This is a genomic window from Shinella sp. AETb1-6 (assembly GCF_009826875.1).
In the GTDB taxonomy this organism is placed as follows: Bacteria; Pseudomonadota; Alphaproteobacteria; order Rhizobiales; family Rhizobiaceae; genus Shinella; species Shinella sumterensis.
This window is the reverse complement of sequence record NZ_WUMM01000014.1, coordinates 64,989-80,622: the sequence shown is the minus strand read 5'-3', so window position 1 is coordinate 80,622 and position 15,634 is coordinate 64,989. Positions and strand designations below refer to the sequence as shown.

The 15,634-nt window shown below is 64.4% G+C and carries 13 protein-coding genes; 6 read left to right on the top strand and 7 right to left on the bottom strand.

Translation table 11 applies throughout. The features are described 5' to 3' along the window. Window positions 1-9: 9 nt before the first annotated feature. Window positions 10-327 (top strand): TfoX/Sxy family protein, encoded by a 318-nt coding sequence (locus GR158_RS20990; RefSeq protein WP_160872451.1) that lies wholly within the window; start codon window positions 10-12, stop codon window positions 325-327. Here the strand turns inward: GR158_RS20990 and GR158_RS20985 are convergent. The 5 genes from GR158_RS20985 to GR158_RS20965 form a co-directional block, all read right to left on the bottom strand. Continuing rightward, window positions 300-737, bottom strand: coding sequence for an NUDIX domain-containing protein (locus GR158_RS20985; RefSeq protein WP_160872450.1), 438 nt, complete (start codon window positions 735-737; stop codon window positions 300-302). The two genes, GR158_RS20990 and GR158_RS20985, sit on opposite strands and share 28 nt — an antisense overlap. Before the next feature lie 53 nt (window positions 738-790). After that, entirely contained in the window at window positions 791-2,287 is a 1,497-nt protein-coding gene (locus tag GR158_RS20980) for a DEAD/DEAH box helicase (RefSeq protein WP_134650786.1), read from the bottom strand. Between the two features lie 193 nt (window positions 2,288-2,480). Continuing rightward, complete coding sequence (locus GR158_RS20975) at window positions 2,481-3,755, bottom strand: M23 family metallopeptidase (protein ID WP_371731770.1); 1,275 nt, start codon at window positions 3,753-3,755, stop codon at window positions 2,481-2,483. A gap of 131 nt (window positions 3,756-3,886) precedes the next feature. Next, window positions 3,887-4,714: a ferritin-like domain-containing protein gene (locus GR158_RS20970; RefSeq protein ID WP_160872449.1), complete on the bottom strand. Its 828-nt coding sequence runs from the start codon at window positions 4,712-4,714 to the stop codon at window positions 3,887-3,889. Window positions 4,715-4,736: 22 nt separating this feature from the next. Beyond that, the gene (locus GR158_RS20965) at window positions 4,737-5,204 is read right to left on the bottom strand and encodes a peroxiredoxin (RefSeq protein ID WP_134650784.1); all 468 of its coding nucleotides are present in this window, start codon (window positions 5,202-5,204) and stop codon (window positions 4,737-4,739) included. Between the two features lie 151 nt (window positions 5,205-5,355). Between GR158_RS20965 and GR158_RS20960 the strand changes: the two genes are divergently transcribed. Then, the gene (locus GR158_RS20960; protein ID WP_160872448.1) at window positions 5,356-8,745 is read left to right on the top strand and encodes a DUF3971 domain-containing protein; all 3,390 of its coding nucleotides are present in this window, start codon (window positions 5,356-5,358) and stop codon (window positions 8,743-8,745) included. Window positions 8,746-8,793: 48 nt separating this feature from the next. Here GR158_RS20960 and tyrS read toward each other — a convergent pair whose 3' ends face one another. Further along, complete coding sequence (tyrS, locus tag GR158_RS20955; protein ID WP_160872447.1) at window positions 8,794-10,047, bottom strand: tyrosine--tRNA ligase; 1,254 nt, start codon at window positions 10,045-10,047, stop codon at window positions 8,794-8,796. A gap of 114 nt (window positions 10,048-10,161) precedes the next feature. Here tyrS and GR158_RS20950 point away from each other — a divergent pair, with 114 nt between their 5' ends. Together GR158_RS20950 and GR158_RS20945 are read left to right on the top strand one after the other, a co-directional pair. Next, a complete protein-coding gene (locus GR158_RS20950; protein WP_160872446.1) occupies window positions 10,162-11,295 on the top strand; it encodes an anhydro-N-acetylmuramic acid kinase in 1,134 nt (377 codons plus the stop codon). Between the two features lie 66 nt (window positions 11,296-11,361). After that, window positions 11,362-11,871, top strand: coding sequence for a GGDEF domain-containing protein (locus GR158_RS20945; protein WP_134650780.1), 510 nt, complete (start codon window positions 11,362-11,364; stop codon window positions 11,869-11,871). Window positions 11,872-11,933: 62 nt separating this feature from the next. On the opposite strand, the gene GR158_RS20940 is transcribed toward GR158_RS20945, so the two are convergent. Beyond that, window positions 11,934-12,611 carry an alpha/beta hydrolase gene (locus GR158_RS20940; protein WP_134650779.1) on the bottom strand — a complete coding sequence of 226 codons (678 nt, stop codon included), beginning with the start codon at window positions 12,609-12,611 and terminating at the stop codon, window positions 11,934-11,936. A gap of 211 nt (window positions 12,612-12,822) precedes the next feature. Here GR158_RS20940 and GR158_RS20935 point away from each other — a divergent pair, with 211 nt between their 5' ends. Together GR158_RS20935 and sufB are read left to right on the top strand one after the other, a co-directional pair. Next, on the top strand, window positions 12,823-13,980 hold the full coding sequence (locus GR158_RS20935; protein ID WP_160872445.1) for a cysteine desulfurase family protein: 1,158 nt from the start codon (window positions 12,823-12,825) through the stop codon (window positions 13,978-13,980). Window positions 13,981-14,117: 137 nt separating this feature from the next. After that, a complete protein-coding gene (gene sufB / locus GR158_RS20930; RefSeq protein WP_134650777.1) occupies window positions 14,118-15,587 on the top strand; it encodes a Fe-S cluster assembly protein SufB in 1,470 nt (489 codons plus the stop codon). Window positions 15,588-15,634: the final 47 nt, after the last annotated feature.

Below are 15,634 nucleotides of genomic sequence, written 5' to 3'. Positions count from 1 at the left end.
GAGCGGAACTTGGATCGCGACGGGATTGAAGAGATGTTCCAGGCGCTCGGGCCGGTGACGATCCGGCGCATGTTCGGCGGCAAGGGCATCTACCATCAGGGCCGCATCCTGGCGATCGATTTTCGCGACGAGATCCTGCTCAAGGCCGATTCGGTCAGCGCGCCCGACTTCGAGGCGGCCGGGTGCCGGCAATGGACCTATGAGGGCAAGAAGGGCACGCCGGTCAAGATGCCCTACTGGTCGGTGCCGGAAGCGGCCTTCGACGATCCCGACGAGATGGCGATCTGGGTGCGGCGCGCCTACGAGGCGGCGTTGCGCGCCGGCTGACGCCGAATGAGCGCGTCCACCGCATCCGCGGCAAAGCGCGAAAGCGGGCTCGGCAGGTCATCGAGCGCGAACCAGCCGAATTCCGGCAGCTTTTCCGGCTCCATGACACGCGGCTCACCGGAAAAATCGTCGGTCACGTAGATAAGCGACAGCCAGTGCTGGCGCTCCTGCGTGATGATCTGCTCGGAGATGCAGAGAAAATCGATAGTGCCGGTGGCTATGCCGGATTCTTCCTCCGCCTCGCGGCGGGCGGCATCGATGGCGCGTTCCATGTGGTCGACCTTGCCGCCCACGATGTTCCAGCACCCCGCCTCCGGCGCCTTGACGCGGCGGTAGAGCAGCAGCTTGCCGTCACGCAAAACAGCCAGGCCGCAACCGAGGCCCGGCACGTCTATCCCAGGAGTGGACATTCAGGAATTCCAGCAGGTGTGGTTTCGCGCCGGAATGCGCAAAACCGGCGCTATCAGGCCTTGCCGGCAATCAGCATGAAGGCCGGGACGTCGTCGCCGAAGCCGAGCGGCGTCGGGCCGTCATCGTCGTCGCGGCGATAGCGGTTGCGGCGGTCACGGCTGTCGTCGTTGGCCGGGCGCGGCGCGGCGTGGTTTGCGGCGCGGGGATTGCGTGCGGGATTCTGCGGCCGTACGTCCGCCTTGCGTTCAGCTTTCACGACGTCCACCTTTTCTTCGGTCTCGATTGCCTCGACCCGGGGTTCCGGGGCACGGGCTTCACTCTTGCCACGGCCGCGCGAGCGGTCACGGTCGCGCCCGCCGCGATCACGGCCGTTGCGCGGGCGTTCACGCTCTTCGCTTTCGGCCTGCTGCGGCAGGTCCTCGAGCGAGCCGTTCAGCCATTCGATCTTCTGGTCGATCAGCTTTTCGATGGCGTCGACGAACTTGCCGTCACGCTTGGAGACGAGGGTGAAGGCGGCGCCCGAGCGGCCGGCACGGCCGGTGCGGCCGATGCGGTGGACATAGTCCTCGGCATGGATCGGGACGTCGAAGTTGAAGACGTGGCTCACATCGGGAATGTCGAGGCCGCGGGCCGCGACATCGGACGCCACGAGCAGCGTGAGCTTGTTTTCCTTGAAATTCGCCAGCATCGTCGTGCGCGACCGCTGGTCCATGTCGCCGTGCAGGGCGCCGACGGAGAAGCCGTGGCGGTCCAGCGAGCGGAAGAGGTCCGCGACATCGACCTTGCGGTTGCAGAAGATGATCGCGTTCTTGAGATCGTCCTGGGCGCGGATGAGATCGCGCAGCACGGCGCGCTTCTCGTAATCCTTGCTGTGGGTGGCGACGAAACGCTGCGTCACGGTCTTTGCCGTGGAGGACGGCGGGGCCACCTCGATGCGCTCCGGGTTCTGCAGGAAGCGGTCGGCCAGCTTCTGGATTTCCGGCGGCATGGTGGCCGAGAAGAACAGCGTCTGGCGCGTGAAGGGAATGAGCTTGGCGATGCGCTCGATATCGGGGATGAAGCCCATGTCGAGCATGCGGTCGGCCTCGTCGATGACGAGGATTTCGACGCCGGTCATCAGCAGCTTGCCGCGCTCGCAATGGTCGAGAAGACGGCCGGGCGTGCAGATCAGCACGTCGGCGCCGCGCTCCAGCTTGCGGTCCTGCTCGTCGAAGGAGACGCCGCCGATGAGCAGCGCCACGTTCAGCTTGTGGTTCTTGCCGTATTTTTCGAAGTTCTCGGCAACCTGTGCGGCCAGTTCGCGGGTCGGCTCGAGGATCAGCGTACGCGGCATGCGGGCGCGGGCACGGCCCTTTTCGAGAAGGGTCAGCATCGGCAGCACGAAGGAGGCGGTCTTGCCGGTGCCTGTCTGGGCAATGCCGAGAATGTCGCGCCGCGCAAGCGCCGGCGGGATGGCGCCGGCCTGGATCGGGGTCGGGATCGTGTAGCCCGAATCGGTGACGGCGGACAGGACTTTCTGGCTCAGGCCAAGATCAGCAAAAGTGGTCAAAGGAAAAACAGTTTCCGTTCCGGTTCTCGCGAACACAATGAGTTGTAGCGGTCGATGCGCCGCTAGGATGCAGCGCACTTATGCCGAAAGTGCCGGAAAGTCAAGGAAATCAGCTTTTCTACAAAACCAGCGGGCTATTTGCTGCTGCCGGACGACAAATTTGTCATACGAAGGGAAACGGATCTGGCGTTCGTCAATCCATGTAGGTGGTCAGCTTCATGCCCGCCGTGAGGAAGCGCATCGGGTCGATCGCCTTGCCGTTGCGGCGCACTTCGTAGTGCAGATGCGGGCCGGTGGAACGGCCCGTCGTGCCCGAAAGGCCGACCGGGTCGGACGCCTCGACGTGATCGCCGACCTTGACGAGAACGCGGGAAAGATGGGCGTAACGCGTGGTCAGGCCATCGCCGTGATCGATTTCCACCATGTTGCCGTAGCCGCCGTTGCGGCCGGCAACGGTGACGGTGCCCGCACCGCTGGAACGGATCTGCGTGCCCGTGCTCGCGCGGAAATCGATGCCGGCATGCAGCGCCAGCCGGCCGAGGAACGGATCGGTGCGGTTGCCGAAGCGGCTGGTGATGTTGCTGCCCGGCGAGGGGTTGCCGAAGGGCAGCTTGCGCGCCGTACGGCGGGCCGCATCGAGACGATCGAGCGCATCGTCGAGGTCGTTGATGGATTCCTCGAAGGGATTGGAAAAGGTCTCGGGCTCCACGAAGGGGCCGCCGATGGCGGTCTGCGCGCCCTCTTGGGCAGCCTGTTCATCGGCGGCAGCCGTCTCCGTGACATCGAAGCCGGTGCGGCGCAGGATCGTCTGGATGGCGTCGGCGGTTTCCGATGCGCCTGCCGTCAGAGACTGGATCCGGTTCAGCTGGTCGTGTTCGAGGTCCTTCAGCGACAGCGTGACGCGCGAGAAGAGGCGGTCGGCCCGATCGGCGACCGATTCGCCGGTCGAAGCGTAGGCGAGCTGCGTGGTCTTCTGCGGGGCCACGTTGCCCATGATGGCGTTGATCGCGCCGACGGCGTCGGCACGGCGGCCGTCCGTCACCGGCTTTTCTTCGGGCAGAGGCACGGTTTCGGCGCGGTTGAGCAGGGCGTCGAGTTTGCCATGGCGCGCGGAAAGCGCCAGCTGCTGCTGCATCAGCTTCTCGACCTTCTCTTCCACGACCTGCTGGTCGAGGAGCTGGCGGCTGGTCACGCGATCGACCTGGGCGCGCAGCGCGGAGATGCGGTCTTCGTAATCGTGCTGCATGCGCGCCTGGCGCGCCATCGTGGCGCCGATGAGGTCGTCGCGCAGGACAAGATAGGAGGTGGCGGCGAGATAGCCGACGGTGAACATGCCGGCAAAACAGAATGTGACGGCCGCCATCCAGGGACGGATGGTCATGTGGCGGATCTTGTCGCCGCTCGCCAGGATAACGACATGCTGCTGCGCGCGTTTTCCGAAGACGCGGTTTTCAGGACGCTCCGCCACAGATGACCCCCAGACGTTTCAGCTACGCTACCGGCGCGTCATCCGGTGACTCGCGCTGCCGTGCTCTCGCGGGGATTACACTCTGTTAGGGTTAATAAAGCCTTTCGTGGGGCTCGTTTCGGCCGGAAATATCAGCTCTGGCTTACGGAAACGAGGGCGCGGTAAAAGGAGGGCGTCAGCCCCGCCTCGGCACGCGCGACATCGTTGAACGGCGCCTTGAGCGGGCTTCGAAAATTGGTGCGCACCAGATGCTGGAAGGTGGCGGACGGGTCTTTCTTTTCCCGCGCGCAGAGGAAGCGGAACCACTTCGCGCCGACGGCGACATGGCCTTTCTCGTCGTTGTAGATGATGTCGAGAATGTCGGCGCTGGCGTGGTCGCCGGTCTCGCGCATCTTCATCTGCAATGTGGGCGTCACGTCGAGGCCGCGGGCCTCCAGGATGAGCGGCACGACGGCAAGGCGCGCGGTCAGGTCGTTGCGCGTGTCGTGCGCGGCCTGCCACAGGCCGTCATGGGCGGGCAGGTCGCCGTAGTCGGCGCCGAGCTCGCGCAGGCGGTCGCGGATCAGCCGGAAATGCTTCCCCTCCTCGAAGGCCACCTGCATCCAGCCGTCGAAGAAGGAGTGCGGCACCCGCTCGGTCGTGAAGCGCGCGACGATGTCAAGGGCGAGATCGATGGCGTTGAGCTCGATATGGGCGAGCGCGTGCAGGAGCGCGATGCGGCCCTTCTCGGTGTGCAGCGAGCGCTTTTCCATGTTCCGCGGCGGCACGAGTTCTGGCTTGTCCGGCCGGCCCGGCCGCGCGGGCAGGACCGGATCACGCGGCGAGCGTATCGAGAGCGTGCGGGCAAACCAGCGGCGCGCGGTTTCCTGCGCAAGATCCGCCTTCATGTCGAGATCGGCCGAGGCGATCGCGGCGGTGGCGCCGCCGCGCAGGCTTTCGATGTGCGGGGTGTGAGTCATTCCAGGGCCTTGATCGCGTCGCTTAAAGCTTCCTGGCAGCGTCCAGGACGGCGGCCACATGGCCGGGGACCTTCACCTTGTTCCAGACCTCGGCGATCTTGCCTTCGGCATCGATCAGAACCGTGGTGCGTTCGACACCCATATAGGCGCGGCCGTACATGCTCTTTTCCTTCCAAACGCCATAGGCCTGCAAGGTCTCCAGCCCTTCGTCGGAGGCAAGCGGCACGTCGAGGCCGTGCTTCTTGACGAACGAATCATGCTTCTTGACCGGGTCGGGCGACATGCCGATCAGCGCGACGCCGGCGGCGTCGAAATCGGGCCGGGCGGCGGTGAAATCCTTCGCCTCCGTCGTGCAGCCGCTCGTGTCGTCCTTCGGATAGAAGAACAGCACGACGGGCTTGCCGCGAAAATCCTGCAGGGAAACGGTGCCGCCGCCATCGCGTGGCAGCGTGAAATCGGGGGCTTTCATGCCGGGGGCCAGTTCTGCCATGGGATTTCCTTTCTTTGGCCGGCTTTTTGAGTCAGGGACCGGGCTTTCCGCATATATAGTGACGGGCAGAATCGTCCAGCGCAGAGCGGGCGGCACGCCACCTTTCCACGGGATAGCACGGCGAACCAGGGCAGGGGAAAGCAAACGCTTCATGGGAGAGATCCGCGGCGAGAAAGTTGTGTTCCGCAAGCAGGATATCGTTCCGCTGCACGAACTGCCGTCCGCGCGGGCCCATGAGCCGATCGTCCTGCACGCCGTGGAAACCGGGCGAACCGGCTTTCTGTGCCGTATCCTTGCCGGGGTGGTCGCGCTCGTCCTCTTCATCGGCGCGGGGCTTGTCGCGCTTGTGGAGGCGGGCGTCTTCGACAGCACCCTGAACGCCCGCGCCGTCACCGCCCTCAACGATGCGCTGGGGCCGCGTTACCGGGCCTCGGTGGATCACACGGTGCTGCGCGTCGCCGGCCTGCGCGGCTTCGTCCTGAAGGCGGAGAATGTGCGCATCGTCGATGTGCAGTCGCAGAAGGAGATGGCGACGACCGAGGCGGTCGGCCTGGTGCTCGATCCGACGGCGCTTGTCGTCGGCCGCGTCGCCATTTCGCGGCTCGATGTCGATGGCGTCATGATCAATGCGGCGCTCCTGCCCGAAAGCAAGCCGCTCGATCTCGACGACCTGCGCATTTCCGACGTGCCCGACTATCTCGAAACGGCGTTCGAGCGGCTGGACGGCATGGATCGCCTGATCGATTCGAGCGGCATGCAGGCCGTCAACCTGTCGGATTTCGGCGCGACGTTCCAGGGGCCGGGCGGGCGTCCTGTCGTCTTGTCCATTGCGGATCTCCAGTTCTCGCGCGATGCGTCCGGCACCATGTCCATCGACGGCCGGTTTCTGCTGAACGACAAGGAGGGCGAGATCGACCTGACCGCGGCGACGCAGGGCGGCTCGGTGCGCACGATCGACGGTGTCATCCGCAACGTCGCCTTCGGCAACCTTTTGCTGAGCCACGCCCCTGATGGAGACATTCATGCGGGTGTCGACACCACCATGGATGTCACCGTCAGCGCCGGACGCGAAGGCGAAGCCGCAAAGCCCCGGTTGGTGGTGGACATCGGCCTTGCCGCCGGCACGGTTTATGGCGACGGCGTGCCGGCCGAACTGCGCCCGTCGGCGATCAAGGCGAGCTATAATTTCGACAAGGGGTCGATCGAGCTCGCGTCGAAGGATGCGAGCGTCGGCCAGTCGCATTTCCCCTTCACCGGCGGCCTCATCGATCTCGACCGCGTCTCCGACAAGCCGGACAAGGGCTTCGCCATCGATCTCGTCTTCAGCAACGCGATCAGCCGTCCGGTCGATTCCACCGAGGCGCCGATCCGTTTCGACGCGAAGGCGAGCGGCTATTACCTGACGAAGACGAAGAAGCTGCAATTCGACGAAATGGCGGTGTCGAGCGAAAAGGGCAACGTGGCGGGCTCGCTTGCCATGCGCTTCGGCGACCGGCAGCCGGAAATCAGCTTCGTGATGATCGCCAGCGAGCTGGAATCGGCTGCCGTCAAGCAGTTCTGGCCGTTCTGGATGGCCAAGACGGCGCGCAGCTGGGTGATCAAGAACATTTTCGGCGGCACGGTCACGAACGGCCGCATCGAGTTCTATCTCGCCGAGGGGCGCGAGCGAACGCCGGGCGTGCCGATGCGCCTCACCGAAGACGAATTGAAGATCGATTTCGATATCGAGGGTGCGCGCATGAACGTGGCAGGGGAAATCCCGCCGCTGCGTGACACATCCGGCCAGTTCCGCCTGCGTGGGCCGCGCGCCGAAATCTCCATCAAGGGCGGCACGGCCTATTTCCCGTCGGGCCGATCCGTCGCGCTGACCGGCGGCACCTTCATCCTGCCGGACAACTACACCAGGCCGCTGATGGCCGACATGGACATCGACGTTTCCGGCGATGCGGATGCCATCGCCGAACTCGTCACCTATCGCCCGATCCGCGCCTTGCCCGCGACAGGCTTCGTGCCCGAGGATTTCGCCGGCCCGGTGAAGGCCAAGGTGAAGGCGCATTTCGGCGTGATCCCCGCGCACAAGCCACCGCCGCCCGAATGGAATGCGGCGCTGACGCTCGACGGCGTGGACGTGCGCAAGCCGGTCGCCGGCCGCAAGGTGACCGACCTGCACGGTGTCCTGACGATCGATCCGCGGCAGGCGGTGCTCGATGCGAAGGGCGATATCGACGGCGTCGGCCTCAACATCGCGCTGGTCGAGCCCGTCGACAAATCCAGCGGCGCCAAGCGCAAGACGACACTGTCAGGCACCATCGGTAACAAGGATCGCCGTTCGCTGCTGCCTGGTCTCGACGAGATCGTCGAGGGGCCTGTCGGCATCCGCGTCGAGCAGGAGGGCGATGGAACGAGCAGCGTCGAGGCCGACATGGGCAAGGCGGCGGTGTCCGTGCCCTGGCTGGGCTGGACGAAGGGCGCGGGCATCGGCGGCAAGGTGACGCTGACCGCCAGCACGGCCGATGGCGTGACGAAGATTTCGGATTTCCGGTTCGCCGGTGACGGCTTCAATGTCGCCGGTGCGCTGAATTTCCGCGGCGCCTCGCTCGATTCGGCGAATTTCTCGACCGTCCGCCTGTCGGCCGATGACAGTTTCCGCATCAAGGTCGACCGCTCGAAGTCCGGTTACCGGGTCGCCGCCAATGGCGAGGCGGCGGATGTGCGCCAGGTGCTCGCCCGGCTCAAGAACGCGACCGGGGGCAGCGGCCGCGACAAGCAATCGGTCAGCGTGGATGCGAGCCTCTCGCGTGCGGTGGGCTTCAACGGCGAGAGCCTGTCCAACGTGCAGTTCAGCTACAACACGGCCGGCGGGCGCATTTCGGGGCTGAACCTCTCCGGCGTGACATCGGGTGGCGCGCCTGTCGTGGCCCAGGTGGTGAAAACCGATGGCGTCGACGTGATCCAGCTGACCAGCGGCGATGCAGGCGCCGTTGCGCGCTTTGCCGATGTCTACCGCCATATGAGGGGCGGGCTGCTGAATGTACGCCTGCGTGACACGGGTGCGAACGGCTGGCTCGGTTCGGTCGATATCCGCAACTTCGCGCTGGTGGGCGAGGAGCGGCTGCATTCGCTCGTCTCGACACCGGCCGGGGAAAACGGCCGCAGCCTCAACCAGGCGGTCCGCCGGGAGATCGATGTCAGTGCCGTGAAGTTCTCGCGCGGCTTTGCCCAGGTGCGTGCCTCCGGCGGTGCGCTCAGTGTGGCGAATGGCGTCGTGCGGGGCGAAACGGTCGGCGCGACATTCCAGGGCATCGTGCGCGACGCCAACGGCAATATCGACATGACGGGCACCTTCATGCCGGCCTACGGCCTCAATCGGCTCTTCGCCGAACTGCCTCTGATCGGCGTCATCCTCGGCAACGGCAACGACCGCGGCCTGATCGGCATCACCTTCAAGCTGGCCGGCTCGCTGGAGCACCCCAATCTCACGATCAACCCGCTGTCGATCATCGCCCCGGGCGTCTTCCGCAACATCTTCGAATTCCAATGAAAAAGGCCGCCCGGAGGCGGCCTCGATCGTGATTCAGATTGTGGGCGCTCAGGCCGGGCGCACGAGGATGTGCTTCTTCTTGCCGAGCGAGAGCTTGATGACGCCATCGGCGGAAACATCCGCGGTGCCGACGATACGGCGCTCGTCGGAGACGGCGGTGTCGTTGATGCGCACCGCGCCGCCCTGGACGTGGCGGCGCGCCTCGCCGTTGGAGGTGGCAAGACCGGCTTTGACGATCAGCGCGAGCAGGCCGACCCCGGCCTCGAGTTCGCCCGTGGCAACGTCGATCGACGGCAGGTTCTCGGCGATCGCGCCCTCCTCGAAGGTCTTGCGCGCCGTCTCGGCGGCCCGCTCGGCATTCTCGCGGCCATGCAGCATCGCCGTGACTTCGGTGGCGAGGATCTTCTTGACCTCGTTGATTTCCGAGCCGCCAAGCGCCGAAAGGCGGGCGATCTCGTCCATGGGCAGGGTGGTGTAGAGCTTCAGGAAGCGCGAGACGTCGGCATCTTCCGTGTTGCGCCAGTACTGCCAGAAATCATAGGCCGACAGCATGTCCGGGTTCAGCCACACGGCGCCCGAAAGCGACTTGCCCATCTTGGCGCCCGACGCCGTGGTCAGAAGCGGCGAGGTCAGCGCATAGAGCTGCGGCGAACCCATGCGGTGGCCGAGGTCGATGCCGTTGATGATGTTGCCCCACTGGTCGGAGCCGCCCATCTGGAGGCGCACGTCATGGCGCTTGTTCAGCTCGACGAAGTCGTAGGCCTGCAGGATCATGTAGTTGAATTCGAGGAAGGACAGCGATTGCTCGCGCTCCAGGCGCATCTTCACGCTGTCGAAGGCCAGCATGCGGTTGACCGAGAAGTGCCGGCCGACGTCGCGCAGGAATTCGAGGTAGTTGATGCCGAGCAGCCAGTCGGCATTGTTGATCATCAACGCGTCTTTCGGGCCGTCCCCATAGGTGAGGTAATTGGAGAAGACCTTCTTAATGCTGGCGATGTTATCGTTGATGGTCTGCGGGGTCATCAGCTGGCGCGCCTCGTCCTTGAAGGAGGGATCGCCGACCATGCCGGTGCCGCCGCCCATCAGCGAAACCGGGCGGTGGCCCGTCTTCTGGAGCCAGTGCAGCATCATGATCTGGATGAGCCCGCCGGCATGGAGACTGGGCGCCGTCGGATCGAAGCCGATATAGGCCGTCACGGTTTCCTTGGCGAGAAGGTCGTCGAGGCCCGTTTCATCGGAGATCTGATGAATGAAGCCGCGCTCTTTCAGCGTGCGAAGGAAATCGGATTTGAATTCGGACATGGCCTGTCTCTCTGGTGTAATCGTGATGACCGGACATCGTTTTCCGGTGGACAGCCGGGCGTTTAACATCGTTTGCAGGCATAATCACTTTAAAAGTGAGTCTGGAGAGGACGCATGACAGCAGTGAAAACGGCCATCGGCCTCATGAGCGGAACGAGCCTCGACGGCATAGATGTCGCTCTGTTGCGCACCGATGGGGAGGGGCGCGTGGAGCGTGGGCCCGCCATGGCGCAGGCCTATGACGCCGCCTTCCGCCTTCGCCTGCAGGATGCGCTTGAAACGGCCAGGACGATCCGCGATCGCGGGGACCGGCCGGGCGATCTGGCCGCGGTCGAGCGGGAGCTGACGCTGCGCCATGCCGCGGCCGTGAAAGCGTTCCTCGCACAGAACGACCTGTCCGCCGCCGATATCGATGTCATCGGCTTTCACGGCCAGACCGTGCTGCATCGGCCGGATGACGGCCTGACCGTACAGCTCGGCAATGGCGGACTGCTGGCCGCCGAGACCGGCATCGCGGTCGTCTGCGACATGCGCGCCAATGACATGGTGCATGGCGGGCAGGGCGCGCCGCTGGTTCCGGCCTATCATGCCGCACTCGCCGCAAGCCACGCCAATGCGCGCGGCAAGGCCGTCGTCTTCGTCAATATCGGCGGCATCTCCAACATCACCTTCATCGGCAGCGGCGGAGAGATCGTCGCCTACGATTCCGGACCGGGAAATACGCTGATCGACCAGTGGGTCGAAGCGCGCGCCGGCATCGCCTTCGATGACGGCGGCTCTATCGCGTCCAAGGGCCGTATCGATCCCGCGCTTGCGGCGCGCTATCTTGATCTTCCCTTCTTCAGCGATCCGGTGCGCCGCTCGCTCGACCGCAACGATTTCCGCCCGCCGTCGGACACCGACGCGAACCTCGAGGACGGCGCACGCACGCTCGCCCATGTCACGGCGGCGGCGATCCTGTGCTCCGCGCGTCATCTGCCGGAACGTCCCGCGCTTTACGTGATCTGCGGTGGCGGCCGGCTGAACAGGGTCATCATGGAGGACCTTGCCGCGCTTGCCGAACGGGAGGAGGCCGAGGTCGTCGCTGCGGAGGCGCTGGGGCTCGACGGAGACAGCATGGAGGCGGAGGCCTGGGCCTATCTGGCGGTGCGGTCGCTTGCCGGCCTGCCGCTCACCTTTCCCGCGACGACGGGCGTGAAGGCCGCGGTGACGGGCGGGGTCCTCCACAAATCTGTAGACCGCGGTTAATATTTTCTTCGCGGTCAGCGCCTAGCATTACGCCCCGCACCGTCGCGCGAGAAGGTCAATGCCGAGATGGATGCGCTGACCGGCCTCCTCAACCGGCGCGGTTTCGACAACCGGTTCCAGGCCCTCATGGCGAAGCGCGGCGTGCACAGCCTGATCCTGTGCGATCTCGATCATTTCAAGGCGGTCAACGACACCTACGGCCACTCGGGCGGCGACGCCGCGCTGCGGGCTTTCGGCGAGATGCTGGCGGCGGCGGCACCGAAGGATGCCCTCGTCGCACGCATCGGCGGCGAGGAGTTCGCGCTCTTCCTGCCGCATACGGGCAGGGACGCGGCCATGCTGTTTGCGCAGGCATTGCGAGCGACACGCGCGCTCTCGCCCGTGCCAGGCCTGCCGCCGCATCTGCGCATCACGGCAAGCTTCGGGGTTGCGGAACTCGGAGAGCGGGAACTTCCGCGCTTTGCCATGCGCCGGGCGGATGATGCGCTTTACGCCGCCAAGAGCGCCGGACGCGATTGCGTGCGGGAAGCCGAGCCGCCCTCCGTCGTCCTGGAAATCGTGCGCACCTCCAACTAGGCGCCCAACAAAAAAGCCCGATGGCGAAGCATCGGGCTTTTGTCTGTGCACCTGTCGGCCGCTCAGCGGATGCGCTTGGCGGCCGGTTCCGGTGTCAGTTCGCCGGCGAGGCGGCGGTCGAGGTAATCCTCGCATTCGGCCATCAGCGTTTCCGTCTGGCCGTTGAAGAAGTGGTTGGCGCCCGGCACGGTCTTGTGCGTGATGAGGATGCCCTTCTGCGTCTTCAGCTTCTCCACGAGGCCGTTGACGTCCTTTTCCGGTGCAACCTTGTCCGCTTCACCGTTGATGATGAGGCCGGACGACGGGCAGGGGGCGAGGAACGAGAAGTCGTAGGTGTTCGGCTGCGGGGCGATCGACATGAAACCTTCGATTTCCGGGCGGCGCATCAGGAGCTGCATGCCGATCCACGCACCGAAGGAATAGCCGGCGACCCAGCAGCTCTTGGAATCGGGATGCAGGCTCTGCACCCAGTCGAGTGCCGACGCTGCATCCGACAGTTCGCCCGCGCCATGGTCGAATTCGCCCTGGCTGCGGCCGATGCCGCGGAAATTGAAGCGCAGCGTTGTGAAGCCGCGCTTCTGGAACATGTAGAACAGCTGGTAGACGATCTGGTTGTTCATCGTGCCGCCGAACTGCGGATGCGGGTGCAGCACGATGGCGATCGGGGCGTTCTTCTGCTTGGACGGCTGGTAACGGCCTTCAAGGCGACCGGCGGGTCCGTTGAAGATGATTTCGGGCATTCTTACTCCGGCAAGCTCGGGTCCGAAAACGGATTCTTGTCAACTGAAGTCTTGACGAAAGCAGTCAGCTTTTCTAGAACCTAGTTTAGAACCATTCGAAACTGTAGGGCGCCAGGTTGGCGCCGTGAGTTTGGTGTCATAAGGCAAGCCCGACGGAAATTTCAAGAAAAATGCACGCGCATGGACCTTGATTGCCGGGCACGGATAAAGAATGACCAGAACCGAGCGCACATATCTGGACTGGAACGCGACGGCGCCCTTGCTGCCGGAGGCGCGTGATGCCTTTGTCGCGGCGCTCGATCTGGTTGGCAATCCGTCTTCCGTGCACGGCGAGGGCCGGGCGCTACGCATGCTCGTGGAAGCCGCGCGCCGGGACGTGGCAGCGCTCGTCAATGCCGCGCCGGCCCATGTCATCTTCACGAGCGGCGCGACCGAGGCGGCGAACCTCGTCCTCACGCCGAATTATCGCATGGGGCGCACGCCGCTCGCCATCGGCCATCTCTATGCAAGCGAGATCGAGCATCCCGCGATCCGCGAAGGCGGCCGCTTTTCCCGCGAGGCCGTGACGAGCATCCCAGTGACACCCGCCGGTGTCGTGGATCTCGATGCGCTCGAGACATTGCTGCAGAACCACGACAAGGCAAGCGGCCTGCCGATGGTCGCCGTCATGCTTGCCAACAACGAGACCGGCATCGTCCAGCCGGTGAAGGCCGTGGCGGAGATCGTTCGGCGCCATGGCGGCCTGCTCGTCGTCGATGCGGTTCAGGCCGTCGGCCGCATGCCCGTGGACATCGAGGCGCTGGATGCCGATTTCCTGATCCTGTCCTCGCACAAGCTCGGCGGTCCCAAGGGCGCTGGCGCGCTCGTCTCGCGCGGCGAGGTGCTGATGCCGGTGCCGCTGATCCGCGGCGGCGGCCAGGAAAAGGGGCATCGTTCCGGCACGGAGAACCCGGCGGCGCTTGCCGGTTTTGCCGCTGCCGCGCGCAGTGCCGCCGATGAGCCCGCCGTGCGCAACAGCCGCATTGCCGGCCTTCGCGATGCGCTTGAAAAGGGCATGCGCGCGGCGACCAACGACGTGATCATTCACGGCGCGGAGGTCGAGCGTGTGGCCAACACCTCGTTCTTCAGCCTGCCGGGCCTGAAGTCCGAAACCGGCCAGATCGCCTTCGATCTGGAGGGGATCGCGCTTTCGGCCGGTTCGGCCTGCTCGTCCGGCAAGGTCGGCCAGAGCCATGTACTGACGGCGATGGGCTTCGATGCCGCGCTTGGCGGGCTTCGCGTGTCGCTTGGCCCGGGCTCGACTATGGCGGATGTGGAACGCTTTCTGGCGGCATTCTCGCGCGTCGTGTCGCGCCGGCGTGCCGCCTGAGGCAAAACTTGCGGGAACGCAAGTTTTTGCTTGCCAAAAGGTGTGAAAAGCGCCCTTTGGCCCTTACATAACCGGCGGTAGACCGCCACACGTTGACAAACTGCCGGACCTTGGATCCGGCAAGATTGGAGAACGACATGCCTGCGGTGCAGGAAACGATCGATCAGGTCCGTCAGATTGACGTCGACCAGTACAAATACGGTTTCGAAACGAACATCGAAATGGAAAAGGCCCCGAAGGGTCTTTCCGAGGAGATTATCCGTTTCATCTCGGCGAAGAAGGACGAGCCGGAATGGATGCTCGAATGGCGTCTTGAGGCCTATCGCCGCTGGCTGACGCTGGAAGAGCCCACCTGGGCGCGCGTCAATTATCCGAAGATCGACTTCAACGATCTCCATTATTATGCCGCGCCGAAGAATCAGACCGGCCCGAAGTCCATCGACGAAGTCGATCCGGAACTTCTGAAGATGTACGAAAAGCTCGGTATTCCGTTGCGTGAGCAGGAAATCCTGGCTGGCGTGCAGACGTCGAAGATCGCCGTCGATGCCGTCTTCGATTCGGTCTCGGTCGTCACGACCTTCAAGGAAGAGCTGAAGAAGGCCGGCGTGATCTTCATGTCGATCTCCGAAGCCATCCGTGAGTATCCCGATCTCGTGAAGAAGTATCTCGGCACCGTCGTACCGACGACCGACAACTTCTATGCGACGCTCAACTCAGCCGTCTTTACGGATGGGTCCTTCGTCTTCGTGCCCAAGGGTGTTCGTTGCCCGATGGAACTGTCGACGTATTTCCGCATCAACGAGAAGAACACCGGCCAGTTCGAGCGCACGCTGATCATCGCGGAAGAGGGCGCCTACGTCTCCTATCTCGAAGGCTGCACCGCGCCGCAGCGCGACGAAAACCAGCTGCACGCCGCCGTCGTCGAGCTGGTCGCGCTGGATGATGCCGAAATCAAGTATTCCACCGTCCAGAACTGGTATCCGGGCGACAAGGACGGCAAGGGCGGCATCTACAACTTCGTCACCAAGCGCGGCGATTGCCGGGGCAAGAATTCCAAGATCTCGTGGACGCAGGTCGAGACCGGCTCCGCCATCACCTGGAAGTACCCGTCCTGCATCCTGCGCGGCGATGGCTCGCGCGGCGAGTTCTACTCGATTGCCGTTTCCAACGGCCATCAGCAGATCGACTCGGGCACCAAGATGATCCATCTCGGCAAGAACACGTCGAGCCGCATCGTCTCCAAGGGCATTTCCGCCGGTTTCTCCAACAACACCTATCGCGGCCAGGTCTCGGCCCACCGCAAGGCGGAGAACGCGCGCAACTTCACCCAGTGCGACTCGCTCCTGATCGGCGACAAGTGCGGCGCGCATACCGTGCCCTATATCGAGGCGAAGAACGCGACGGCGCAGTTCGAGCACGAAGCGACCACCTCGAAGATCTCCGAGGACCAGCTGTTCTACTGCCTGCAGCGCGGCATCCCCACGGAAGCGGCCATTGCCCTCATCGTCAACGGCTTCGTCAAGGAAGTCATCCAGGAACTGCCGATGGAATTCGCCGTCGAGGCGCAGAAGCTCATCGGGATTTCGCTGGAAGGCTCGGTCGGCTGACCTCCATTCATTGAAGTTCAGGCGCGCGAGATCCGCGCGCCACACCA